Genomic DNA, 22758 nt, shown 5'->3' on the forward strand with positions numbered 1-22758 from the left:
ACAGTTAATAATATATGTCAATATTAATTCAAAATTTCACCAACGAAATTTTGTGCATTATTTTGTTGAAAATATGTGAGCAACAAAGTGTGAAGCACAAAAAAGGCTCCGTCAAAAGACGAAGCCTTAAATTTGTGAAAATATTAAGCTATACGATTAAGCCTTACCGACTGAACCGAAGAGTTCCATTTTCTCTTTAACAGTAGCCTTGATAGCCTCTGCACCCGGAGCAAGGAGCTTTCTTGGGTCAAAGCCCTTACCCTCTAAGTCCTTACCTGCCTCAACATACTTTCTTGTAGCATCGGCAAATGCAAGCTGGCACTCTGTATTTACATTGATCTTTGAAACACCGAGTGAAATAGCCTTCTTGATCATATCAGCAGGGATGCCTGTACCGCCGTGGAGAACGAGTGGCATATCGCCTGTAAGCTGCTGAATCGCATCAAGAGTTTCAAAGCTAAGACCCTTCCAGTTTGCAGGATACTTACCGTGAATGTTACCGATACCTGCAGCGAGCATTGTTACGCCGAGGTCAGCAACCATTTTACATTCCTTAGGATCTGCGCACTCGCCCATACCGATAACGCCGTCTTCCTCACCGCCGATTGAACCAACTTCAGCCTCAAGTGAAAGACCGAGAATGTTACAAGCAGCTACGAGTTCCTTAGTCTTAGCAATGTTCTCTTCGATTGGGTAGTGTGAACCGTCAAACATAATTGAGCTGAAACCTGCCTTAATGCAAGCCTTAGCGCCTTCGTATGAACCGTGATCAAGGTGGAGAGCAACCGGAACAGTAATGTTAAGCTCTTCGAGCATACCGTTTACCATACCAACGACTGTCTTGTAACCGCACATATATTTACCTGCGCCCTCAGATACACCGAGAATTACAGGTGAGTTAAGCTCCTGAGCAGTTAAAAGAATTGACTTTGTCCACTCAAGGTTATTGATGTTGAACTGACCAACTGCATAGTGGCCTGCTTTTGCTTTTGTAAGCATTTCTTTAGCGTTTACTAATGGCATATTAATCTTCCTTTGTAGTAAATTTTCGGAACAAAAAATATAGTCGCTCCGAGTTACTTTTATTATACAATAAATCATTTCAAATATAAAGTCTTTTGCAAAAGTTTTTTGGTTTTTTGAAGAAATTACAGGAAAAATCTTGTAAAATCACCTAATTTTCAATATATACTCACATAAGCGTGATATAATTTTGTTGCTTTTAAAACAATAAAGATATATAATACTTATGAAAGCTATAAATTAGTAATTCATAATTAAAAAGTTTGCAACATATAAGTTTGACTTAATTATTTTATACAATTACGAATTATGCATTACTAATAAGGAGATATTTTTATGGATAATAATTTCAATTCTAATAATCAGTTTGAACCTGAAAAGCCTTTTACCGAAAAACCGACCGAGCCGCAGCCTGCGCCTGTTTTTGAAACCGAAAATACAGAAAACAACGCAGAAACGACTAACGAACAATCGGTAACACCGCAGTATCGAAATTTCGAGCCTGAAAAACCGTTTGAAAATGGATTTTCTCAACCTCAGCAACCGCAAAATGACTTTGCTCCTCAAACACCGAATTTTGAACAGCCGCAGCAAAACGGATATTATCAAAACAACGGCTGCAACGGACAATACAACCCAAACTTTAGTCAGCAGTATAATCCGAATCCGCAATATCAACAGCCGTTTAATCCGCAACCGCCTCAATATCAGCCGTACGGCAATCCGCAGGCTGGCGGCAGACCTGTGTATCAGCCTCAGTATGGACAATACGCTAATCCACAACAGCAATATTCTCAACCGTACGCACCACAGTATCAACAATATCAGCCGCAGTACGGACAGCAGAATTATCAACAGCCAAACTTTAATCAGCAGCCATACGGACAGCCTTATGTGCCGCAACAAAAGCCGCCTGTTGATTATTCAAATACATACGCACAACCGCCAATGCCGAATATGCCACGCAAAAAGATGACACCCGGCATAATTGTAATAATAGTTGTGCTGTCATTGCTTTGTGTAGGCAGTATCTGCGGAATGATTGCCTATGTTGCGTCAAATTCAAACGGCAACAAAAATAATACAAATAACAGCCATACATTTACATTACCGAGTGACAGTCCGTACTTTAACAATGACAGTTCAAGCACTCAAGAGCATAATGAATCCGATTACAGCAACAAGACAAATTCTTCTTATGAGGGAATTGACTTAAAAGCTAAACCGAGCGATGCCAAAGATTCCAAATACAACACCGAATATGCAAGCAACGAAGTAACAGATACTATTGTCGGCGTTCTTTGCTATTCAGACGAAATCACAGATGATTCACAGTGCACTTCGCAGGGCAGCGGAATTATAATTACATCAGACGGTTATGTGGTTACAAATGCTCATGTAGTTGGCAACAGCAAAACTCTCTACCTTATACAGGTCGTTACTTCCGACGGCAAGCAGTACAAAGCAGGTGTTGTTGGTTACGATACACGCACAGACCTTGCTCTTTTGAAAATGGACGATGCAAGCGGACTTAAGGTCGCAAACTTTGGTAACTCCAAAGATGTTTCACTTGGTGAAAGTGTAATAGCTATAGGTAATCCCGGCGGAGTTAAGTATAACAACTCAATCACTCAGGGTATTGTATCTGCAGTTGACAGACAGAGCAGTATTACGACAAATGTAAAATTCATTCAGACAGATGCAGCCATTAACCCAGGCAATTCCGGCGGCGCTCTTGTAAATATGTACGGTCAGGTAATCGGAGTTTCATCCGCAAAAATAGCCGCTACAGATTATGAGGGTATGGGCTTTGCAATTCCTTCTGCCACAGTAAAAGATGTTATTGATGACATTATGAAATACGGCTATGTGCAGGGCAGAGTAAAAATTGGCGTTACAGGTGAAAATGTACAGAGCAGTGGAAACACGCCAGCGGGCATTGCGATTTACAGCATTGACGAGGACGGTCCTTGCGCAAACACAGACCTTAAAGAAAACGATATTATCACAGGTGCCGACGGCAAAAAGGTAAGCAACTTTGCCGAGTTCTATGATATACTCGAAAGCCATAAAGCAGGCGATACAATTGAGCTTGAATATTACCGCAGCTCAAACGGCAGTACAGATAAAGTTACCATAACTTTGCAGGAAAGCAAGTAATAAAATTATATAATCATAACGGCCGCTGTCATTATCGGACAGCGGTCGTTTTTTAAATTATATAACGGAGTGGCTTTTCCTGTTGCTGTCGCATTTAAAGGGTAACACCGTTGTGTTTAGGCTGCCAAGCAGCTTGCCGTTTGGCTATCGTTAGATTTTGTAAACGCAAAGTATTTATGGGCTTTGCCCACAACCTCAACCGTTGAAAAGGTTGACTGAATTTTTATAATTAATTGGCAAAGCAATGGTTAAACCGTAATTTACCAAACCTTTAATAAAAATGGTTCTTTATCAAAAGTTGGGGTAAATTGTTGTTTAGCGGAGTGTCGGTTGGACATTGAAATTTAGCTAACGCTAAATTATCCTCCTAAAAGCAAAAAAGTTTACTCAATTTTTTCAAAAATTGCGGGTTTGGGCAGCGCCCATAAAATCTTCCGATACTACAATTTATCAGGCGCAAACAGCGTGGCTGTTTGCGTGTTAAGACTTAGTTTGTTAAAACAGGCGACAGCCATTATAAACAGAAACGCTAAAAACATAGTCAACGCATTGCGTTGACTATGAAAAATGAAGTGTATTTTCTTTTGTTGCTCCCGCAAAGGCTTTCGCCTGTTTGTTCAAGCCGCCAAACAGCGAGCTGTTTGGCTATCGTCAGACTGCATAAACGGAAAGTATTTGTGGGCTTTGCCCACACCCACGACCTTTGAAAAGGTCGACCAAACTTTTATAATTGATTGGCAAATCAATTTGCTAAACCATAATTTATTATTGTTACCCCAACATTTAGAACAAAACCATAAAAATCTAAGCATAACATTAAAGCAAACGCAAAAACGCTCTCAACCGAAGTTGAGAGCGTATATCAGCAAATATTATTACCGAAAAATCAGATTAACTCGATAACAGCCATCTCTGCACCGTCACCACGACGAGGACCGATCTTTGTTACTCTTGTATAACCGCCGTTTCTGTCAGCATACTTTGGAGCGATTTCAGTAAAGAGCTTTACTGTAACCTCTTCCTTAGTAACAAAACCTAAAACGAGTCTTCTGTTGTGAAGGTTATCTTCTTTTGCTGTAGTAATCATCTTCTCTGCCATAGCCTGAACTTCCTTGGCACGAGTAAGAGTTGTTTCGATTTTACCGTTTTCGAGAAGGAATGTAACCATTGCACGGAGCATAGCTGTTCTCTGAGCAGTTGTTCTTCCTAATTTTCTTGTACCTGGCATTGTGTTCACTCCTTTACCGTTGGGTTTTTAAAGTGTTTATTCGTCTTCCTTCTGAAGACTAAATCCGAGAGAATTGAGTTTCTGGATTACTTCCTCGAGAGATTTTCTGCCGAGGTTTCTTACTTTCATCATATCCTCTTCTGACTTGTTGATCAAATCTTCTACCGTATTAATACCGGCACGCTTTAAGCAGTTGAAAGAACGAACTGACAAATCGAGATCTTCAATTGTCATTTCAAGGATTTTCTCCTTGCCCTTATCGTCTTTTTCAACCATAACCTCTGCACTTGAAGCCTTATCCGAAAGGTTTACAAAGAGGTTTAAGTGCTCGGTAAGCACCTTAGCTGCAAGAGATACAGCCTCCTGTGCATTGATAACACCGTTTGTCCAAACATCAAGTGTGAGTTTGTCATAGTCAGTAATCTGACCTACACGAGTGTTGTCAACTGTGTAATTTACCTTTAATACGGGAGTATAAATAGAATCAATAGGTAAAACGCCAATAACATTATTGCCGCTAATAAGCTTGTTGCGTTCAGCAGGGATGTATCCTCTGCCCTTGTCAATGGTGATTTCCATATTGAGCTTTGCATCCTCACCGAGAGTTGCAATGTGCTGCTCAGGATTGAGAATCTCAACCTCGCTGTCACATTTAATATCTCCGGCAGTTACTACGCAAGGACCCTGTGCTGAGATTTCAACAACCTTTGGGCTTGTTTCGTAAAGCTTTGCAACAACGCTTTTCATATTAAGAACAATTTCCGTAACGTCTTCCTTTACGCCGGGAATAGTTGAAAATTCGTGAAGAACTCCGTCAATCTTGATAGATGTAACGGCACAGCCTTCAAGAGAAGAAAGCAAAACTCTGCGCAGGCTGTTGCCCAATGTGTTGCCAAAGCCACGCTCGAGCGGTTCAACAACAAATCTGCCGTGCTTTCCATCCTCGGTTAATTCCTCGGTTTCAATTCTTGGCTTTTCAATTTCGATCATTCGCGAATCCTCCTAAACATTATGCGGCTGCATAACGCAGCCAATGCGTGTGTAACCTGCCTGTGAAAAAAGGGATTACTTGGAGTACAACTCAACAATAAGGTGAGGAGCTACTTCGTAGTCAATGTCCTCAAGACTTGGCAAAGCAATAACCTTTGCTGTGTATTCATCCTTATTTACCTCGAGCCACTTTGGTGAGAGTCTGCCGCTTGTCTTGTCAAGAATTTCTTTAAACTTAACGCTGTTCTTGCTCTTGTCTCTGATTGTGATAACATCGCCAACCTTAACTCTGTAAGATGGGATATCAACTCTCTGACCATTTACGAGGAAATGACCGTGAGTAACAACCTGTCTTGCATCTCTTCTTGTCTGAGCCATACCCATTCTGAAGATGATGTTGTCAAGTCTTGTTTCAAGACAAACGATGAGGTTAGTACCTGCCTGACCTTCCATTTTTGTAGCAATTTCATAGTAGTGATAGAACTGCTTCTCAAGAACGCCGTAGATAAACTTTAACTTCTGCTTCTCTTTAAGCTGTAAGCCGTATTCTGAAACCTTCCTTCTACCATTTGCATTTGGCTTTCTGAAAGATTCCTTGTTTATGCCTACAACAGTAGGGCTAATGCCCAGGTATCTGCATCTTTTTAAGATAGGATCTCTGTTTACTGCCATTTTATTTTCACTCCAATAGAATATTTTAAATACTATACACGTCTTCTCTTAGGAGGACGGCATCCGTTGTGAGGAATTGGAGTTACATCCTTAATCATAGTAACCTCAAGACCTGCTGACTGTAAAGCTCTGATTGCAGCTTCACGGCCCTGTCCCGGACCTTTAACATATACTTCAACGGACTTCATACCGTGTTCCATTGCAGCCTTTGCAGCTGTCTCTGCTGCTGACTGTGCGGCAAACGGAGTTGACTTCTTTGAGCCTCTGAAGCCGAGTTCGCCGGCACTTGCCCAAGATACAGCGTTGCCCTGTGTATCGGAAATAGTAACGATTGTGTTATTAAAAGTTGACTGAATATGTGCTGCGCCTTTTTCAATATTTTTGCGTTCACGGCGACGGCGAATAACTTTCTTACCACCCTTTGGTGCTGCCATAATCCATTGCCCTCCTTACTTCTTCTTGTTAGCCATGGTTTTGCGTGGGCCCTTACGGGTACGAGCGTTAGTCTTAGAACGCTGACCTCTTACCGGAAGACCTTTTCTGTGACGAACGCCACGGTAACAACCAATATCAATAAGTCTTTTTATATCATAAGCTATGTCACGGCGAAGGTCACCTTCAACACGACAATGATGCTCAATATATTCTCTGAGCTTTGATACATCCTCTTCTGTTAAATCTCTAACACGAGTGTCAGGATTTACACCTGTTGCAGCAATAATGTCGCCTGCAGTTTTACGGCCGATACCGTAGATATAAGTTAAACCGATTTCAACTCTTTTATCTCTTGGTAAGTCAACACCTGCTATACGAGCCATTCAGTTGCACCTCCATCAAAAATCAATAAATTAAATTAGTAGTCTGTGTTTTAATGTTTTTAAGGTAATTAACCCTGACGCTGTTTGTGCTTAGGGTTTTCGCAAATAACTAAAATCTTACCTTTTCTTTTGATTACTTTGCACTTATCGCACATTTTCTTTACTGAAGGTCTGACTTTCATTAGTTAATCATTCCTTTCTAAAAAGTCGTATTGCCCCGGCTTATTTAGAACGCCAGGTAATTCTTCCTCTTGTCAGGTCATACGGTGACATTTCCACCGTTACCTTGTCGCCCGGCAAAATGCGGATAAAATTCATACGCAATTTACCTGAAATAACAGCTAAGATCACGTGACCGTTAGGCAGCTCAACCTTAAACTGTGCGTTAGGGAGAGCCTCCCTTACAATACCCTCGATTTCAATTACATCCTGTTTGGACATATCATAAACCTCCGTTAGTCGTTTTTTAAATCACTTAAAATTCGTTTTATCTGCGGATTGGTTTCTGCTGAACCTGTATAAACTACAGTTGTAGCCGCAAGATGAAGTAAATTTTTCTTCTTCGGTTTTTCAAGCTTACGGGTTTTACCGTCTGCTATAAACGCAAAATGACCCTCAACCGAGAGTACAAGGAAAAATTTACCTTTGTCACGCCCTGACTTTGCTCTGACTATGCTACCCTTTTGAATGTTCATAAATCACCTTTAATCACAAAGAGTCATAATCTTAGGACCGTCAGGAGTAATTGCTACTGTATGTTCAAAATGTGCGGCAAGCTTACCGTCAACCGTAACGGTAGTCCACTCATCATCAAGAACACGCACCTCATAGGAGCCCTGAGTTACCATAGGTTCAATAGCGATTGTCATACCCGGCAACAGTCTTACGCCTCTGCCCGGTGTGCCGTAATTGGGGATACTTGGGTCTTCGTGTAATTTCGCACCTACGCCGTGGCCGACAAAATCTCGTACCACCGAGTAACTGCGAGCTTCGACATACTTCTGAACAGCGCTGCCTATATCGCCTACACGATTTCCGGCAACAGCCATTTTAATTCCCTCAAAAAGGCCTTCTTTAGTTGCGTCAAGCAAACGCTGAGCTTCGTCACTGATTTTACCGCAGGCAAACGTATAGGCATTATCGCCGTGAAAGCCTTCGTAAAATGCGCCGACATCAACGCTTACAATGTCGCCCTCTTTAAGAATCTGTTTTTTACTCGGTATGCCATGGATAACCACATTATTTACGGAAATGCAAGCACTTGCAGGAAAACCGCCATAACCGAGAAACGAGGGTGTAGCACCCTGTTTCTCGATATATTTGCGAACTATAGTATCAATTTCGTAAGTGGTGATACCCGGCTTTACAGCCTCACCTGCAACACGGAGTGCCTCCGCTGATATTCTGCATGCATCTTTCATTTTAGAAATTTCCCGTGCTGTTTTTACAATAACCATACTTAAGCCTCGATTGCTTCTAAGATAAGCTTTGTAGTAGAAACTACATCGTCTTTACCCTCTACATTAATGAGCTTGCCCTGCTTCTCGTAATAAGCTGCGAGAGGCTCAGTCTCTTTGTGATATACAGCCAGGCGAGCAAGTACAGTATCTGGGTGGTCGTCCTTGCGCTGAACAAGGGTGCCGTTACAATCATCGCAAACGCCCTCAACCTTTGGTGGAAGGTTAGTGAGGTGATAAGGTTTGCCACAATTTTCGCAAACACGGCGTCCGGACATACGCTTGATAATTCTTTCGTCGGCAACATCAATGTTGATAACATACTGAATTTCAACGCCCATTTTATCCAGAGCCTCAGCCTGAGGAATGGTTCTTGGGAAACCGTCAAGGATAAAACCCTTAGAGCAGTCATCCTGTGAAAGTCTTTCCTTTACGATGCCGATAACAACCTCGTCGGGAACGAGTTTGCCTTCGTCCATAAAAGACTTAGCTTTCAAACCCATCTCAGTGCCGTTTTTCAGCGCTTCACGGATCATATTTCCGGTTGAAATAGTGGGAATTCCAAAATGCTCACAAAGTACAGCTGCTTGAGTACCTTTACCTGCACCCGGAGCACCTAACATAATAATGTTCATTTTATTATACTCCTTTTATCTCAATAAGTCAAGAAATTAGTCAAGAAAACCTTTATAATGTCTCATCATCATCTGTGACTCAAGCTGTTTTACTGTTTCAAGTGCAACACCAACGAGAATGATGATTGAAGTACCGCCGATAGCCATACGACCCATGCCTGTAGCAGAACCGTAAATACTTGGAACAAGTGCGATTACTGCGAGGAAGAGAGCGCCGATAAGAGTAATTCTTGAAAGAATATTTCTTATGTAGTCAGCTGTCGGTGCGCCAGGACGAATACCCGGAATTGTACCGTTGTTTGACTTAAGGTTGTTTGCCATTTCAATCGGATTGTATTGAATAGTAGTATAGAAATATGCGAACATTATAATTAAGATAAAGTACAATACATTATAAAGCCAACCGCTTGTATCAAATGCATTGAAGAAAGCACCCCAGAAACCGTCTTTAACCTTTGCGAAAAGATTAATAGTACCCGGGATAGAAAGAATTGAGCTTGCAAAGATGATTGGAAGTACACCGCCGAGTGCAACCTTGATTGGAAGGTGACTTGACTGACCGCCATACATCTTTCTGCCAACAACTCTCTTTGCATACTGGATCGGAATTCTTCTTTCGCTGTCCTGCATAAATGTGATAACCCATACAATGGCAACAAAAATAACAATCCAAAGCGGAACGAGGAAATAGAACTGAGTTGAACCCTCGCCTGCAAGTTTCCAGAACTGACCGAGCATACTTAATGTGTAAGGAAGCTGAGCAACGATACCTGCGAAAAGGAGAATTGAAATACCGTTTCCGATACCGTTTGTGTTAATCTGCTCACCAAGCCACATCATAAGTGCTGTGCCGGCTGTGAATACAAGAATAATAACAATAGCAGAGAAAACAAGTGAGAAACCCTCTGTGTAAACTGTAACACCTGACTTATGGAGATAGTACCAATAAGCACCGCCCTGAATAAGACCAAGACCAACTGTTACATAACGGGTAATAGTACCGATTTTTCTTCTGCCTGCCTCTCCCTCTTTTGCCATTCTCTCAAGAGGAGGAATTGCAACAGTGAGGAGCTGCATAATAATTGAGCTGTTGATGTAAGGTGTAACGCCCATTGCAAAAAGTGTTGCATTTGCAAAAGCGCCGCCTGACAATGTGTTAAGATATGCAAGCATAGTATTGCCCTCGTTCATACCGTTCATGGCGGTAGCGAGTGCACTCATATCCAGAAACGGAACAGGGATAACTGAACCGATTCTGAATACGATGATAATCATAAGTGTAAATAAAAGTTTCTTACGAAGGTCAGGTATTGACCAGGCATTTCTAATTGTTTTTAACAATTATACCACCTCTGCCTTTCCGCCTGCTGCCTCAATGGCTGCTTTAGCAGATTCGGAGAAAGCAGATACCTTTACTGTAAGTTTTTTGTCGATTTTACCGTTGCCGAGAACCTTTACTGCGTCAAAACCGTTCTTAATAACGCCGGCATTTACTAAAGCTTCTACGTCAACTGTAGCACCGTTTTCAAACTTTCTGTTTAAAGTACTGAGGTTAATTGCAACAACATTCTTAGCGAAAATGTTATTGAAGCCTCTCTTTGGAACTCTACGCTGAAGTGGCATCTGACCGCCTTCAAAACCCGGACGAATACTGCCGCCTGAACGAGCCTTCTGGCCCTTGTGTCCCTTGCCTGCAGTCTTACCCCAGCCTGAGCCGTGACCTCTGCCAATTCTCTTTGAGTCCTTCTTTGAGCCCTCAACCGGTGAAAGTTCATGTAACTTCATAAGTACGCACCTCCTTGCTTATGCTTCGATAACCTCTACGAGGTGAGAAATTTTTGCTACCTTGCCTTTTGTCTGAGCGTTATCAGGCTGAGTTGTTACATCGCCGATTTTCTTCAGACCTAAAGCCTGGGCGGTTGCGATCTGTGGTTTTGTACAGCCGATGAGGCTCTTTACTAACTTAATTGTCATAGTTTACAACCTCCCTGTTATACGATTTCCTTAACGGATTTACCACGTACAGCGGCAACTTCTTCAGCAGTTCTGAGAGCTGCAAGACCTGCAAGTGTTGCTCTTACAACATTGCAAGGATTGTTTGAACGAAGAGCCTTTGTTCTGATATCCTTAATACCTACTGCCTCTATAACGGCACGAACCGGACCACCTGCGATAACACCGGTACCGGGAGCTGCAGGCTTCATAAGAACTCTGCCTGCACCAAATTCACCAACGATTTCATGAGGGATTGTTGTACCTCTAAGTGAAACCTTCATAAGGTTTTTCTTTGCATCCTCAATGCCCTTACGGATAGCATCAGGAACCTCACCAGCCTTGCCGATACCAAAGCCTACTACGCCGTTGCCGTCGCCTACAACTACGAGAGCTGCAAACTTAAAAATACGACCGCCTTTAACCGTTTTTGATACACGGTTGATAGTAACTACTCTTTCTTTTAATTCGCCTGTTACTTCTACTGTTTTAGCCAAAGTTATTCCTCCTATCCTTAGAAATTGAGTCCGCCCTCACGAGCGCCTTCGGCCAATTCCTTAACACGGCCGTGATAAATGTTACCGCCTCTGTCAAATACAACATCAACGATATTCTTTTCAGCTGCACGCTGTGCAATAAGCTTGCCTACTGCCTTAGCTGCTTCTTTGTTTCCGCCATTGCCTTCAATGCTCTTGTCAAGGCTTGAAGCCTGAGCAAGAGTAACACCAGCTACGTCATCAATAAGCTGAGCGTAGATGTTGTTTGTGGAGCGGAATACGCATAAACGTGGACACTGAGCAGTACCGCTGATCTTGCTGCGGATTCTCTTATGACGCTTAATGCGTGCTTTTTTTGTTTCAGGTCTGCTTACCATAGTCATTCACTCCTTAATTATTTACCCTTACCTGCTTTACCTTCCTTGCGGCGGATAACTTCATAATCGTACTTAATACCCTTGCCCTTATATGGCTCCGGTGGACGCTTTTCTCTAACCTCGGCAGCAAACTGACCAACCTTTTGCTTGTCAATGCCTGTGATTATGATTTTGTTTGGATCAGGAACTTCAATCTTGATGTCGTCTGTATCCTCAACGATAACCTGGTGTGAATAACCAAGGTTCATAACGCACTTGTTACCCTGCTTCTGAACACGGTAACCAACGCCGTTTACCTCAAGAGTCTTCTTGTAGCCCTCTGTAACACCGATAACCATATTGTGGATAAGTGTTCTTGTAAGGCCGTGAAGTGAGCGGTTTTCTTTTGTGTCGTCAGGGCGGGTAACTTCGATTACATCGCCCTTAACTTCTACTGTCATAGCCGGGTTGTACTTGAAATCAAGTGAGCCCTTCGGTCCCTTAACAGTGATAACGCCGTCAGCGATTGAAGCTGTAACTCCGGCGGGAATATTTATAGGTTTTCTTCCAATTCGAGACATTTATCGTACCTCCTTACCAAATGTAAGCAAGAACTTCGCCGCCAATATGTTCAGCACGAGCCTGACGATCTGTCATTACGCCCTTTGATGTTGAAATAATGGCAATACCGAGGCCCTTCATAACCTTTGGCATATCTTCTACATTGCTGTAAATACGTAAACCGGGCTTAGATACACGGCGAAGACCTGTAATAACAGGAGTCTTGCCGTCAACGTACTTAAGAGTAACCTTAATAACGCCCTGCTTACCATCTTCTATAACTGTGAAATTCTTGATATAACCCTCGTCAAGAAGAATCTGACAGATTGACTTCTTAAGGTTTGAAGAAGGAATTTCTACAGTATCGTGCTTAGCTGAGTTAGCATTACGGATTCTTGTAAGTAAATCAGCAATTGTATCTGTAATCTGCATTAGATGTTACCTCCCTTGTCCTTACCAGCTTGCTTTCTTTACGCCCGGAATTTCGCCCTTGTAAGCGAGCTCACGGAAGCAAATACGGCAAATACCAAACTTACGGAGGTAGGCGTGTGGTCTACCACAGATGTTACATCTTGTGTACTCTCTTGTTGAGAACTTCTGCTCTCTCTGCTGCTTAACTTTCATTGAAGTCTTAGCCACAACAATCCCTCCTTACTTTGAAAACGGTGCGCCCATAAGTGTTAAAAGCTCACGAGCCTCTTCGTCTGTAGTTGCAGTGGTAACGAAACAAATGTCCATACCACGAACCTTGTCAACCTTGTCATACTCAATTTCAGGGAAAATGAGCTGCTCTTTAAGACCCATATTGTAGTTGCCTCTGCCGTCAAAAGAGTTAGGGTTAATACCTCTGAAGTCTCTTACTCTCGGAAGTGCTACATTAAAGAATCTGTCGAGGAACTCATACATTCTCTCGCCTCTAAGTGTTACCTTACAGCCGATTGGCATACCCTCTCTGAGCTTAAAGTTAGCAACTGACTTTCTTGCACGGCAAACAAGTGCCTTCTGACCTGTGATAATACCAAGGTCCTTAGAAATAGCGTCGATAACCTTTGAATTTTCTCTTGCTTCGCCTGCACCAACATTGATAACAATCTTGTCAAGCTTTGGAATCTGCATTGTGCTCTTATAGGAGAACTTGTTCATAAGAGCAGGTGCAACTTCTTTTGAATAATATTCTTTAAGTCTTGCCATATCTTATATCCTCCTTAAAGTGCTTCGCCACATTTAGCGCAAACACGGCCCTTAGAACCGTCTTCGTAAATCTTGTGAGCAACTCTTGTCTGCTTCTTGCAACGAGGGCAAACGATCTGAACCTTAGATGCATACATAGCGCCTTCAGCCTTAACGATGCCACCCTGCTCGCCCATTTTTCTTGGCTTAACATGCTTAGAAACCATGTTTACCTTCTCAACAATAACTTTGCCTTCTTTTGGGCTGACAGCAAGAACCTGACCCTGCTTGCCCTTATCCTTACCGCTGATAACGATAACGGTGTCGCCTGTTTTTACATGAACTTTACTCATATTGTGACACCTCCAATTAAAGTACTTCAGGAGCAAGTGATAAGATCTTCATATAATCCTTATCACGGAGCTCTCTTGCTACTGGTCCGAAGATACGAGTACCCTTAGGGTTCTTATCTTCCTTAATAATAACAGCTGCATTCTCGTCAAAACGGATATAAGTACCGTCCTCACGTCTTACGCCCTTTGCAGAACGAACTACCACAGCCTTAACAACGTCGCCTTTTTTAACAACACCGCCGGGTGCTGCTTTTTTAACTGAAGCAACGATTACATCGCCAATGTTGGCATATCTTCTTCTGGTACCGCCGAGTACACGAATGCACATAAGTTCTTTTGCACCTGTATTATCGGCAACCTTGAGAAGTGTCTGCTGTTGAATCACAGTGTATTCCTCCTTTTCTCAAAAGCCGCAACTTATTTTGCTTTCTCAATAATCTCGACGAGTCTCCATCTTTTATCCTTAGAAAGAGGACGGGTCTCCATAATCTTTACACGGTCGCCAATGCCACACTCGTTATTCTCGTCATGTGCCTTAAAACGAACTGTACGCTTAACAATTTTGTTATAAAGCTTATGCTTTACGCTGTCCTCGACTGCTACAACAATAGTCTTGTCCATCTTGTTGCTTACAACCTTACCGACAACAACTTTTCTCATATTTCTCTCACTCACTGTTAAGTCCTCCTCTCTTAAGCCTCAGCGCCATTGAGTTCACGCATACGAAGAATTGTAGAAACTCTTGCGATGTCTTTCTTTACGGCGCCAATTCTGGATGAGTTTTCAAGCTGATTAACAGCAAGCTGGAAACGAAGGTTAAATAACTCTTCCTTGAGGTCTGCGAGCTTTAACTCGAGCTCTTCTACAGACATTTCTCTAATTTCTGATGCTTTCATTACTGCTCACCCTCCTCTTTCTTTACAAACTTGCACTTAATTGGAAGCTTATTTGCAGCAAGGCGAAGAGCCTCTCTTGCAGTAGCTTCATCTACACCGCCAAGCTCAAACATAACTCTGCCCGGCTTAACAACGGCTACCCAATACTCAGGTGAACCTTTACCTGAACCCATTCGAGTTTCTGCAGGCTTTGCAGTAACAGGCTTGTCAGGGAAAATTTTGATCCATACTTTACCGAATCTTTTGCAGTAACGAGTCATGGCAACACGGGCAGCTTCGATCTGGTTTGAAGTAATCCATGCAGGCTCTGTAGCCTGAAGACCGAAATCACCGTAAGTAACCTTGTTACCACGAAGAGCCTTACCTGTCATACGACCTCTGTGTACTCTTCTGTACTTAACTCTCTTTGGTAATAACATTACTTTCTGCCTCCTTCTCTGCGTGGCTTTCTTGACTTAACTTCGTTTAAAACCTCGCCCTTGTAAAGCCATACCTTAACGCCAATCTTACCGTAAGTAGTGTTAGCCTCGGCAAAGCCGTAGTCGATGTCGGCACGAAGTGTCTGAAGCGGAATAGTACCCTCGTGGTACTGCTCTGAACGAGCGATTTCAGCGCCGCCAAGACGACCTGAACACATAATTTTAATACCCTTAGCGCCACGACGCATTGCGTTACCGATTGACTGCTTCATAGCACGACGGAATGAAATTCTCTTTTCGAGCTGCTGAGCAACATTTTCAGCAACAAGCTGAGCGTCAAGCTCAGGAGCTTTAACTTCTACTATATTGATAGCAACTGGCTTCTTAAGCATAGCTTCGCACTGAGCCTTGAGCTTCTCAATCTCTGCGCCGCCCTTACCGATAACAAGGCCCGGCTTAGCACAGTGAATGCTAATCTTAACCTTTTTGCCGTCACGCTCAATTTCAATTTTTGCGATACCGAAGTTGTAGAGCTGAGCCTTGAGTGTTTTACGGAGGTTATAGTCCTCAACGAGTGTTGCACCAAAGTTCTTCTTGTCTGCAAACCAACGGGAATCCCAATCTTTAATTACACCGACACGCAAACCGTGCGGATTAACTTTCTGACCCATATTTAAACCTCCCCTTAGTCTTCTTTTTCCTTGAGGACAAGGCTGATGTGAGATGTTCTCTTGTTAATTCTGAACGCTCTGCCCTGTGCTCTCGGACGAATTCTTTTAAGGATGGGGCCTGCTGTTGCGTTGCATTCAGCAACATACAGTCTTGATACATCCATATCATGATTATTCTCAGCGTTAGCCATAGCTGAATTGAGCAACTTTAAAAGTGGCTCGCTAGCGGCCTTAGGAGTGTGCTTGAGAACAGCTTCCGCATATTTAGCGTCTTTACCTCTGATAAGGTCAAGAACAACGCCTACCTTGCGGGGTGAGATACGAACAAATTTTGCAATTGCTTTAGCTTCCATCTGCAATACTCTCCTTCCGCTTACTTAGATGTCTTAGATCCTGCGTGTCCCTTAAATGTTCTGGTAGGAGCAAACTCACCGAGCTTGTGACCAACCATATCTTCTGTAACATATACAGGAACATGCTTACGACCGTCGTGAACTGCGAATGTGTGACCAACGAATTCAGGGAAAATTGTTGAGCTTCTTGACCAAGTCTTAAGAATTCTCTTTTCACCCTTTTCGTTCATCTCCTGAACCCTTTTGAGCAATACAGGCTGTACAAAAGGGCCTTTTTTAGTACTTCTACTCATAATTTAAGCTCCTTTCTCTGCCTTACTTACCGTTTCTTCTGCGAACGATAAGCTTGTCGCTGCTCTTGTTGTTCTTACGAGTCTTGTAACCGAGTGCAGGCTTACCCCAAGGAGTAACAGGTCCCGGACGACCAACAGGAGATTTACCTTCACCACCGCCGTGCGGGTGATCGTTAGGGTTCATTACAGAACCACGAACTGTAGGTCTCCAACCCATATTTCTCTTACGACCGGCTTTACCGATCTTTACATTCTCGTGATCAACGTTACCTACCTGGCCGATTGTAGCCATGCAGCTTTCAGGAACATTTCTGAGCTCGCCTGAAGGAAGTCTTAAAAGTGCAAGACCGTTTTCCTTAGCCATGAGCTGTGCCATATTACCTGCTGAACGAGCAAGCTGAGCACCTCTGCCCGGATAAAGCTCAACATTATGAATGAATGTACCTACAGGAATAGCAGTAAGAGGTAATGCGTTACCCGGCTTAATATCTGCGTTCTCACCTGCTGTAACTTTGTCGCCTACCTTAAGTCCTTCCGGAGCAATAATGTAAGCTTTATCGCCGTCAGTATACTCGATAAGAGCGATGAATGCTGAACGGTTTGGATCGTACTCAAGTGTCTTAACTGTGCCTTCTACATCAAATTTCTGACGCTTGAAATCAATGATACGATATTTTCTACGGTTACCGCCGCCTCTGTGACGAACAGTAATTCTGCCGTAGCTGTTACGACCTGACTTTTTGTTTAAAGGAGCGAGTAAGCTCTTTTCAGGTGCAACCTTTGAAAGAACAGAAAAATCTGTTACCGACATATTTCTTCTGGAGTTAATGGTCGGCTTAAATACTTTAATTGCCATTTGGTTTCACTCTCCTCATGATGGCTTTGCGGGAAAATGGCTCTTTCCCATACATTCTGCCTGAATAATTTTTCAGGCTTACATCATGCCTTCAAAAAATTCGATAGGCTTGCTGTTTTCCTTAAGTGTTATGATTGCTTTCTTCCAGCTCTTTGAGTAACCGCCGTTGTTTCTGCCCTGACGGCGGAACTTACCACGAACGCTTACTGTATTAACCTTAGCAACCTCAACCTTGAAAAGCTCTTCGCAAGCTTTTGCGATTTCAATTTTATTAGCCGATTTAGCAACTTCAAAGGTATATACCTTGTTTAAAACACCTGACATACTCTTCTCTGTAATAATCGGACGAATTACGATATCCTGAGCAATCATGCATATACCTCCTCAATCTTGCTTACAGCATCCTTTGCGATTACGAGTGTGCCTGCATTAAGAATATCGTAAACATTAAGTGTGTTTACCTGTGCAGTCTTAACACCCGGAATGTTAGATGCTGACTTAACGATCATGCTGTTATTCTCAGGAAGAACGATGAGAGCTTTCTTCTCTGCACCGATAGCCTCGAGCATAGCAGCGATTTTCTTTGTTTTGTACTCTGTCATTGCGATTGAATCAACAATGATGATTCCCTTATCCACAGCCTTAGCTGAGAAAGCTGACTTCATAGCAAGTCTTCTTACTTTCTTGTTTACAGTAAATCTGTAGCTTCTTGGCTTTGGAGCAAATACAATACCACCGTGTGTCCACTGTGGTGAACGAGTTGAACCCTGTCTTGCACGGCCTGTACCCTTCTGTCTCCATGGCTTTCTGCCGCCACCTGAAACTTCAGCTCTTGTAAGAGCAGACTGTGTGCCGTGACGCTGGTTAGCAAGATAGTTTACAACCATCTGATGCATAACTGCTGTGTTTGGCTCAATACCGAATACGGACTCGCTAAGGTCGATAGAACCAACCTGCTTGCCTTCCATATCTACTACTGCAAAATTAGGCATTTATAATCCCCCTTCCTTAAGCCTTTACGGAATCTTTGATTACAACGATTCCCTTATTTGGGCCTGGAACAGCACCCTTGATAGCGATAAGGTTGTTTTCAACATCAACCTTAACAACTGTGAGGTTCTGTACTGTTACCTGCTCAGCGCCGAGATGGCCTGCCATTCTCTTGCCCTTCCATACTCTTGAAGGAGATGAACAAGCGCCGATTGAACCGCCGTGACGAACGCAAGGACCTGTACCGTGAGTTTCCTTAAGACGCTGGAAGTTCCAACGCTTAATTACGCCGGCTGTACCCTTACCTTTGCTCTTGCCGGTAACATCGATCTTGTCACCAGGGGTGAATACGTCTGCCTTTACGAGATCGCCTACATTGTAAGCGTCTGTGTCAGCAAAACGGAATTCTTTAAGAGTTTTCTTTGGTGCTACACCGTTCTTGTCAAAAAAGCCCTTCATTGGCTTTGTAACCTTGTGTGGCTTTAAATCGCCATAGCCAAGCTGAACTGATGCGTAGCCGTCGTTTTCAACTGTCTTCTTAGCTGTAACCACACATGGGCCTGCTTCGATAACAGTTACGGGAACGAACGCTCCCTTTTCATCGAAAATCTGTGTCATACCGATTTTCTTACCGATGATTGCTTTCTGCATAAAATGTATCCTCCTTGTTAGGTTATTGGTTGGTTTTCACCAACTTGACCCTGTCTGCTTGTAGGTTGGTACGGATTATAACTTAATCTCGATATCAACGCCGGCAGGGAGCTCTAAGCTCATAAGAGCTTCGACTGTCTTGTTTGACGGTCTTAAGATGTCGATAAGACGCTTGTGAGTTCTCATCTCAAACTGCTCACGGCTGTCCTTATACTTATGAACAGCACGAAGAATTGTAACAACCTGCTTCTCTGTTGGAAGCGGTACAGGACCTGAAACTCTTGCGCCTGTACGCTTTGCTGTTGCAACGATTCTCTCAGCTGACTGATCAACGAGCTGATGATCGTAACCCTTTAATCTTATTCTAATCTTTTCCTTGACTGCCATTATCGTCGCCTCCTTAAAAATTTTGCCGAACCGTTTTTACGGTTCTTCGTTAGTTGGCGGGCGTTCGCTTTAGAACTTTTTTTAATAACACAGCCGGGTGTTTCACCACCCTGCATTAAAAAACCCGTTTAACTATTCAGTTAACCGGGACGTTCTGAAAGCTTCTTGAGCATAGCTATAGACACAGCAACCCCTATGTCAAAGTATGTTCAGTGTTTCATTGTAAATCGCCCGGTTTAAAATCGGACATACTCCACGGAAAAACCGACCTGTTTCAGCCGCAACCTCCCGCTTCATCGCATATCTATATTGCAGTCACGCAAGCATTATTATACAATATGTTCCCCTATTTTGCAAGCTTTTAGCAAATATAGCGTTATAGAACTTTCAAGAAATTTTAAATATATTTTTGTGCAATTTGACATTATTGTCAAATCAGCGCTAAACATATATAATTATACTCATACAAAGTTTTGGAGTTGATTTTTGTGAAACACATTTATTACGGCGACGGCAAGGGCAAAACCACAGCTGCAATAGGTCTTGCGGTCAGAGCGGCAGGCAGTAAAATGAAAGTGCTGTTTGTACAATTCTTAAAAACAGAATTTTCGGGAGAAAGGCATATACTGAGCCATACCGAAAATGTTACTCTTACATTCTGCCCGCTTGAGCTTAAATTTACTTTTGATATGGACGATAAAGAAAAGGCACAGGCTGCAAAAATATTTAAAGGTATTTTCGACAACGCCGTTACAACCGCTCTTACCGAAAAGTATGATATGGTTGTGCTTGACGAGGTGTTTGAGGCAATCAATGCCCATATGCTTTCCGAGAGCGAGGTTTACGAATTTATAACAAACGCACCGTCAAGTATGGAAATAGTTATGACAGGACACAATCCTCCGCAAAAATTTATGGATTGCGCAGATTATATTACCGAGTTCAAAAAAATCAAGCACCCGTATGACAGGGGAATTACAGGCAGAATAGGAATTGAGTTTTAACGGACAGCTTCGGCTGTCTGTTTTTCTTTATATAATGTAACACTTTATCTTCATTATCATACTATATACCGAGGGACAAGTAAAGTTTCTCGCAAAATAAATGAAGTAAAAAATAAAAAAGCAAATAAAATTTAAGATGATAATTTTACGGATTTCACCAAAAAGGCAAGGAGGTGAAAATATGGCAATTATCACAAACTCCGCTTCACTTACCTTTAATAATGAACGCACTGCAAGTTCAAACGAAGTCGATACAGAAGTTCGTGAGTCGCAATCTGTCGCTATTGTAAAAGACGCTCTGCTCACAAACTATGTACCGGGAGAGCCTGTAGGTTATGTTATAACAGTAACAAACACAGGAACAGGCAATCTTACCGACATTACAGTGTCTGATAACCTCGGAAGTGAAACCACCGCCAAACTGCTTAGCTATGTAGATAAATCAATAGTTGCCCGCCAAGGGGCAACAGCGCTTTCGCCAAGTGTTACAAGAACCGCCGATTCTCTCGTGATTTCAAATCTCGGCACACTTGCGGCAGGACAGTCGATTACAATAGCACTGTCACTTCTTCCTTCTGCCGCACAGGCTAATGAAATCACAAATACAGCTACGGTAACGGCAACCACTCCTCTTGCCACAACAGTTACCGCATCTGATACAGCAACAATAACACCCGCACAGCAGGAACTTGTAACTTTGCTTAAGGCCGCTCCGTCAACCGTTGCTTCGGGAGGAGTGCTTCCTTACACTCTGATAGCTCAAAACGAAGGTACGGTTGCCGCAGAAAATATTGTATTTACCGACACTCTGCCTACAGGCTATACAGTAACGGGAATTGAGCTTACCGTAAACGGTCAGCCTACAATTATTTACACCGCAGACCAATGGACGCAGGTTGGCAATACCCTCACCTTCCCTACAGGCACAGCCGAACCTGTTACAATCCCGGCAGGTTCATTCGCAACAGCAATTATTACAGGTACAGCACCGACAGTTTAAAATTAAGCATATTAAAAAGTGGTGACATTTACAAGATGTCACCACTTAACTTTATAGGTTCTTTATTAAAAACGGAAATTACAGTCTAAAAGAAAATTCGGCATTTATTTTATATTTTTATCCGCCGTACAAAGCATTTGCTATTGTTTCAAAAATCAGCACTGCATATGCAACAACAGTTACAGGAGCCGAAAAGTACACACCGAGTTTTTTACCGAGCGACATATTATATCTTCCTTTATATAAAGGAAAGCGGCCACGGTGTTTTACAAGCTCAATTATAGAAAGAACTATTGCCGCAATAATTATTCCAAACACAGCAAGTTCCATAAGGCCTATAAACATAATCTGTCCGTAATGGTTCATAATGTATTCTGTATTTGCGTCCTTAAGTATATCGGTATCAAGTCCGTTCATACAAAGCTGTTGAAGCGCCGCTATTGAATTAATAACAAAATGCACTATCATTGACGGAATTATTGAGCGTGTTTTAGCATATAGTGCGCAGGCAATAATTCCCATACCCGTTGCATAAACAGTCTGAACACAGTTTGTATGCCACAGTCCGAAAGCCGCACCGGACACAATGATTGCAAACCACTGTCCCATCGGCTCATTATTTCTGTAAATACTTCCTCTGAATAAAAGCTCTTCAAAGAAAGGGGCGAACAAAGGCAAAGCCACAACCGTTGCAATTACTCCGAAAGGCGAATCACCGAATGAAATATCCGATGTATTTAGCTTTATTCCGAACGACTCAAGGATTGCACTTATAATAGATGACGAAACAGCAATCAAATATGTCAGACCGATTGCTATTATTACATACTTACACACCCAACCGGCAGGCTTTGCGGGTTTTACAAAACAAGTTTTCAGCGAAAGCCTTACCCGTTTGCCCCGCAGTTCAGAAAAAATCAGCAGAATAAGCGGCATTACAACAAGGTATATAACGCAGTAGCTTATAAGCATTTTAAAGCCGTAGTCATCGTAAAGTGCCGTGCCTTTAAGCAGGTCAAATATAAAATATACAAAGTATGAGCTCACCTGCGATAAAATCACAAAACACAAAAGCGGCAGAGAGCTGTAATTTGACAGCGTGCGTATCTCTCGGTTAATAAGTTTGTTGTTCATTTATTTATCCTTTCATTCTGTAACTGTTACATTAAAGTTTCCGCAAATATTTTTAAACGGATGTTTTCCTAAGCGGAGATAATTAAGGTTTATCAAAATACTTTTATAATTACCCGACAATGAATTATGCTAAACCATAATTTACTGCAACTATCGAAAAAGAATCTTTTAAACAAGCCTCCCTCATAAGAG

Annotated in this window: 37 protein-coding genes; 3 read left to right on the top strand and 34 right to left on the bottom strand. The window is 42.4% G+C overall.

Annotated features, from left to right (window positions below):
- Nucleotides 1-156 precede the first annotated feature (156 nt).
- Nucleotides 157-1023 (bottom strand): class II fructose-1,6-bisphosphate aldolase, encoded by an 867-nt coding sequence (gene fba, locus I2E21_RS09720; protein WP_022235575.1) that lies wholly within the window; start codon nucleotides 1021-1023, stop codon nucleotides 157-159.
- A gap of 336 nt (nucleotides 1024-1359) precedes the next feature.
- Between fba and I2E21_RS09725 the strand changes: the two genes are divergently transcribed.
- Nucleotides 1360-3183, top strand: a complete 1824-nt coding sequence (locus I2E21_RS09725; RefSeq protein ID WP_195411207.1) for a trypsin-like peptidase domain-containing protein — start codon at nucleotides 1360-1362, stop codon at nucleotides 3181-3183.
- 886 nt (nucleotides 3184-4069) lie between these two features.
- On the opposite strand, the gene rplQ is transcribed toward I2E21_RS09725, so the two are convergent.
- The 32 genes from rplQ to rpsJ all read right to left on the bottom strand — a co-directional run bounded on the left by rplQ (nucleotide 4070) and on the right by rpsJ (nucleotide 19428).
- Nucleotides 4070-4411 carry a 50S ribosomal protein L17 gene (gene rplQ, locus I2E21_RS09730; protein ID WP_178586622.1) on the bottom strand — a complete coding sequence of 114 codons (342 nt, stop codon included), beginning with the start codon at nucleotides 4409-4411 and terminating at the stop codon, nucleotides 4070-4072.
- 36 nt (nucleotides 4412-4447) lie between these two features.
- A complete protein-coding gene (locus I2E21_RS09735) occupies nucleotides 4448-5401 on the bottom strand; it encodes a DNA-directed RNA polymerase subunit alpha (RefSeq protein WP_022234127.1) in 954 nt (317 codons plus the stop codon).
- Nucleotides 5402-5476: 75 nt separating this feature from the next.
- Nucleotides 5477-6073, bottom strand: a complete 597-nt coding sequence (rpsD, locus tag I2E21_RS09740; protein WP_195411208.1) for a 30S ribosomal protein S4 — start codon at nucleotides 6071-6073, stop codon at nucleotides 5477-5479.
- Between the two features lie 32 nt (nucleotides 6074-6105).
- Nucleotides 6106-6507: a 30S ribosomal protein S11 gene (gene rpsK / locus I2E21_RS09745; protein WP_022234125.1), complete on the bottom strand. Its 402-nt coding sequence runs from the start codon at nucleotides 6505-6507 to the stop codon at nucleotides 6106-6108.
- 15 nt (nucleotides 6508-6522) lie between these two features.
- Complete coding sequence (gene rpsM, locus I2E21_RS09750) at nucleotides 6523-6891, bottom strand: 30S ribosomal protein S13 (protein WP_022234124.1); 369 nt, start codon at nucleotides 6889-6891, stop codon at nucleotides 6523-6525.
- Between the two features lie 68 nt (nucleotides 6892-6959).
- Nucleotides 6960-7073: a 50S ribosomal protein L36 gene (gene rpmJ / locus I2E21_RS09755; protein ID WP_015523208.1), complete on the bottom strand. Its 114-nt coding sequence runs from the start codon at nucleotides 7071-7073 to the stop codon at nucleotides 6960-6962.
- Between the two features lie 40 nt (nucleotides 7074-7113).
- Entirely contained in the window at nucleotides 7114-7332 is a 219-nt protein-coding gene (gene infA / locus I2E21_RS09760) for a translation initiation factor IF-1 (protein ID WP_022234123.1), read from the bottom strand.
- Nucleotides 7333-7346: 14 nt separating this feature from the next.
- Entirely contained in the window at nucleotides 7347-7586 is a 240-nt protein-coding gene (locus I2E21_RS09765; protein ID WP_022234122.1) for a KOW domain-containing RNA-binding protein, read from the bottom strand.
- 9 nt (nucleotides 7587-7595) lie between these two features.
- Entirely contained in the window at nucleotides 7596-8348 is a 753-nt protein-coding gene (map, locus tag I2E21_RS09770) for a type I methionyl aminopeptidase (protein WP_022234121.1), read from the bottom strand.
- Nucleotides 8349-8350: 2 nt separating this feature from the next.
- Nucleotides 8351-8983: an adenylate kinase gene (locus I2E21_RS09775; RefSeq protein WP_117705185.1), complete on the bottom strand. Its 633-nt coding sequence runs from the start codon at nucleotides 8981-8983 to the stop codon at nucleotides 8351-8353.
- Nucleotides 8984-9019: 36 nt separating this feature from the next.
- Nucleotides 9020-10324, bottom strand: coding sequence for a preprotein translocase subunit SecY (secY, locus tag I2E21_RS09780; protein ID WP_195411209.1), 1305 nt, complete (start codon nucleotides 10322-10324; stop codon nucleotides 9020-9022).
- Nucleotides 10325-10768 carry a 50S ribosomal protein L15 gene (rplO, locus tag I2E21_RS09785; protein ID WP_022234118.1) on the bottom strand — a complete coding sequence of 148 codons (444 nt, stop codon included), beginning with the start codon at nucleotides 10766-10768 and terminating at the stop codon, nucleotides 10325-10327.
- An 18-nt stretch (nucleotides 10769-10786) separates the two neighbouring features.
- Nucleotides 10787-10957 (bottom strand): 50S ribosomal protein L30, encoded by a 171-nt coding sequence (gene rpmD, locus I2E21_RS09790; protein ID WP_022234117.1) that lies wholly within the window; start codon nucleotides 10955-10957, stop codon nucleotides 10787-10789.
- 17 nt (nucleotides 10958-10974) lie between these two features.
- Complete coding sequence (rpsE, locus tag I2E21_RS09795) at nucleotides 10975-11472, bottom strand: 30S ribosomal protein S5 (RefSeq protein WP_022234116.1); 498 nt, start codon at nucleotides 11470-11472, stop codon at nucleotides 10975-10977.
- Between the two features lie 17 nt (nucleotides 11473-11489).
- On the bottom strand, nucleotides 11490-11849 hold the full coding sequence (gene rplR, locus I2E21_RS09800) for a 50S ribosomal protein L18 (protein WP_022234115.1): 360 nt from the start codon (nucleotides 11847-11849) through the stop codon (nucleotides 11490-11492).
- Nucleotides 11850-11866: 17 nt separating this feature from the next.
- Nucleotides 11867-12409 carry a 50S ribosomal protein L6 gene (gene rplF, locus I2E21_RS09805; protein ID WP_022234114.1) on the bottom strand — a complete coding sequence of 181 codons (543 nt, stop codon included), beginning with the start codon at nucleotides 12407-12409 and terminating at the stop codon, nucleotides 11867-11869.
- Between the two features lie 13 nt (nucleotides 12410-12422).
- On the bottom strand, nucleotides 12423-12821 hold the full coding sequence (gene rpsH, locus I2E21_RS09810) for a 30S ribosomal protein S8 (protein WP_022234113.1): 399 nt from the start codon (nucleotides 12819-12821) through the stop codon (nucleotides 12423-12425).
- A 21-nt stretch (nucleotides 12822-12842) separates the two neighbouring features.
- Nucleotides 12843-13028 carry a type Z 30S ribosomal protein S14 gene (locus I2E21_RS09815; protein ID WP_022234112.1) on the bottom strand — a complete coding sequence of 62 codons (186 nt, stop codon included), beginning with the start codon at nucleotides 13026-13028 and terminating at the stop codon, nucleotides 12843-12845.
- Between the two features lie 12 nt (nucleotides 13029-13040).
- On the bottom strand, nucleotides 13041-13580 hold the full coding sequence (gene rplE / locus I2E21_RS09820) for a 50S ribosomal protein L5 (protein WP_022234111.1): 540 nt from the start codon (nucleotides 13578-13580) through the stop codon (nucleotides 13041-13043).
- A gap of 14 nt (nucleotides 13581-13594) precedes the next feature.
- Complete coding sequence (gene rplX / locus I2E21_RS09825; protein ID WP_022234110.1) at nucleotides 13595-13912, bottom strand: 50S ribosomal protein L24; 318 nt, start codon at nucleotides 13910-13912, stop codon at nucleotides 13595-13597.
- Nucleotides 13913-13928: 16 nt separating this feature from the next.
- The gene (gene rplN, locus I2E21_RS09830) at nucleotides 13929-14297 is read right to left on the bottom strand and encodes a 50S ribosomal protein L14 (protein ID WP_022234109.1); all 369 of its coding nucleotides are present in this window, start codon (nucleotides 14295-14297) and stop codon (nucleotides 13929-13931) included.
- A 32-nt stretch (nucleotides 14298-14329) separates the two neighbouring features.
- Nucleotides 14330-14587: a 30S ribosomal protein S17 gene (rpsQ, locus tag I2E21_RS09835; RefSeq protein WP_022234108.1), complete on the bottom strand. Its 258-nt coding sequence runs from the start codon at nucleotides 14585-14587 to the stop codon at nucleotides 14330-14332.
- Nucleotides 14588-14604: 17 nt separating this feature from the next.
- The gene (rpmC, locus tag I2E21_RS09840) at nucleotides 14605-14808 is read right to left on the bottom strand and encodes a 50S ribosomal protein L29 (protein WP_022234107.1); all 204 of its coding nucleotides are present in this window, start codon (nucleotides 14806-14808) and stop codon (nucleotides 14605-14607) included.
- The gene (gene rplP, locus I2E21_RS09845) at nucleotides 14808-15227 is read right to left on the bottom strand and encodes a 50S ribosomal protein L16 (RefSeq protein WP_015523195.1); all 420 of its coding nucleotides are present in this window, start codon (nucleotides 15225-15227) and stop codon (nucleotides 14808-14810) included. Before rplP ends, rpmC begins: the two co-directional genes overlap by 1 nt.
- Nucleotides 15227-15898, bottom strand: a complete 672-nt coding sequence (gene rpsC / locus I2E21_RS09850) for a 30S ribosomal protein S3 (protein WP_022234106.1) — start codon at nucleotides 15896-15898, stop codon at nucleotides 15227-15229. The genes rplP and rpsC overlap by 1 nt, the downstream gene beginning before the upstream one ends.
- Before the next feature lie 14 nt (nucleotides 15899-15912).
- A complete protein-coding gene (rplV, locus tag I2E21_RS09855) occupies nucleotides 15913-16251 on the bottom strand; it encodes a 50S ribosomal protein L22 (protein WP_022234105.1) in 339 nt (112 codons plus the stop codon).
- Between the two features lie 20 nt (nucleotides 16252-16271).
- Nucleotides 16272-16544, bottom strand: coding sequence for a 30S ribosomal protein S19 (gene rpsS, locus I2E21_RS09860; RefSeq protein ID WP_022234104.1), 273 nt, complete (start codon nucleotides 16542-16544; stop codon nucleotides 16272-16274).
- A 22-nt stretch (nucleotides 16545-16566) separates the two neighbouring features.
- Complete coding sequence (gene rplB / locus I2E21_RS09865) at nucleotides 16567-17400, bottom strand: 50S ribosomal protein L2 (RefSeq protein WP_022234103.1); 834 nt, start codon at nucleotides 17398-17400, stop codon at nucleotides 16567-16569.
- Between the two features lie 78 nt (nucleotides 17401-17478).
- Nucleotides 17479-17772: a 50S ribosomal protein L23 gene (gene rplW, locus I2E21_RS09870; protein ID WP_022234102.1), complete on the bottom strand. Its 294-nt coding sequence runs from the start codon at nucleotides 17770-17772 to the stop codon at nucleotides 17479-17481.
- The gene (gene rplD, locus I2E21_RS09875; RefSeq protein WP_022234101.1) at nucleotides 17769-18392 is read right to left on the bottom strand and encodes a 50S ribosomal protein L4; all 624 of its coding nucleotides are present in this window, start codon (nucleotides 18390-18392) and stop codon (nucleotides 17769-17771) included. Before rplD ends, rplW begins: the two co-directional genes overlap by 4 nt.
- Nucleotides 18393-18408: 16 nt before the next feature.
- Nucleotides 18409-19041: a 50S ribosomal protein L3 gene (gene rplC, locus I2E21_RS09880; protein WP_195411210.1), complete on the bottom strand. Its 633-nt coding sequence runs from the start codon at nucleotides 19039-19041 to the stop codon at nucleotides 18409-18411.
- A 75-nt stretch (nucleotides 19042-19116) separates the two neighbouring features.
- Entirely contained in the window at nucleotides 19117-19428 is a 312-nt protein-coding gene (gene rpsJ, locus I2E21_RS09885) for a 30S ribosomal protein S10 (RefSeq protein ID WP_022234099.1), read from the bottom strand.
- Between the two features lie 488 nt (nucleotides 19429-19916).
- Here rpsJ and I2E21_RS09890 point away from each other — a divergent pair, with 488 nt between their 5' ends.
- Together I2E21_RS09890 and I2E21_RS09895 are read left to right on the top strand one after the other, a co-directional pair.
- Entirely contained in the window at nucleotides 19917-20432 is a 516-nt protein-coding gene (locus tag I2E21_RS09890; RefSeq protein WP_178586379.1) for a cob(I)yrinic acid a,c-diamide adenosyltransferase, read from the top strand.
- A gap of 181 nt (nucleotides 20433-20613) precedes the next feature.
- On the top strand, nucleotides 20614-21432 hold the full coding sequence (locus I2E21_RS09895; RefSeq protein WP_195411211.1) for a DUF11 domain-containing protein: 819 nt from the start codon (nucleotides 20614-20616) through the stop codon (nucleotides 21430-21432).
- A 117-nt stretch (nucleotides 21433-21549) separates the two neighbouring features.
- Here the strand turns inward: I2E21_RS09895 and I2E21_RS09900 are convergent, their stop codons facing one another.
- The gene (locus tag I2E21_RS09900) at nucleotides 21550-22566 is read right to left on the bottom strand and encodes a type II CAAX endopeptidase family protein (protein ID WP_195411212.1); all 1017 of its coding nucleotides are present in this window, start codon (nucleotides 22564-22566) and stop codon (nucleotides 21550-21552) included.
- Nucleotides 22567-22758 lie beyond the last annotated feature (192 nt).

Source organism: Ruminococcus sp. BSD2780120874_150323_B10 (assembly GCF_015553695.1).
GTDB lineage: Bacteria > Bacillota > Clostridia > Oscillospirales > Acutalibacteraceae > Ruminococcoides > Ruminococcoides intestinale_A.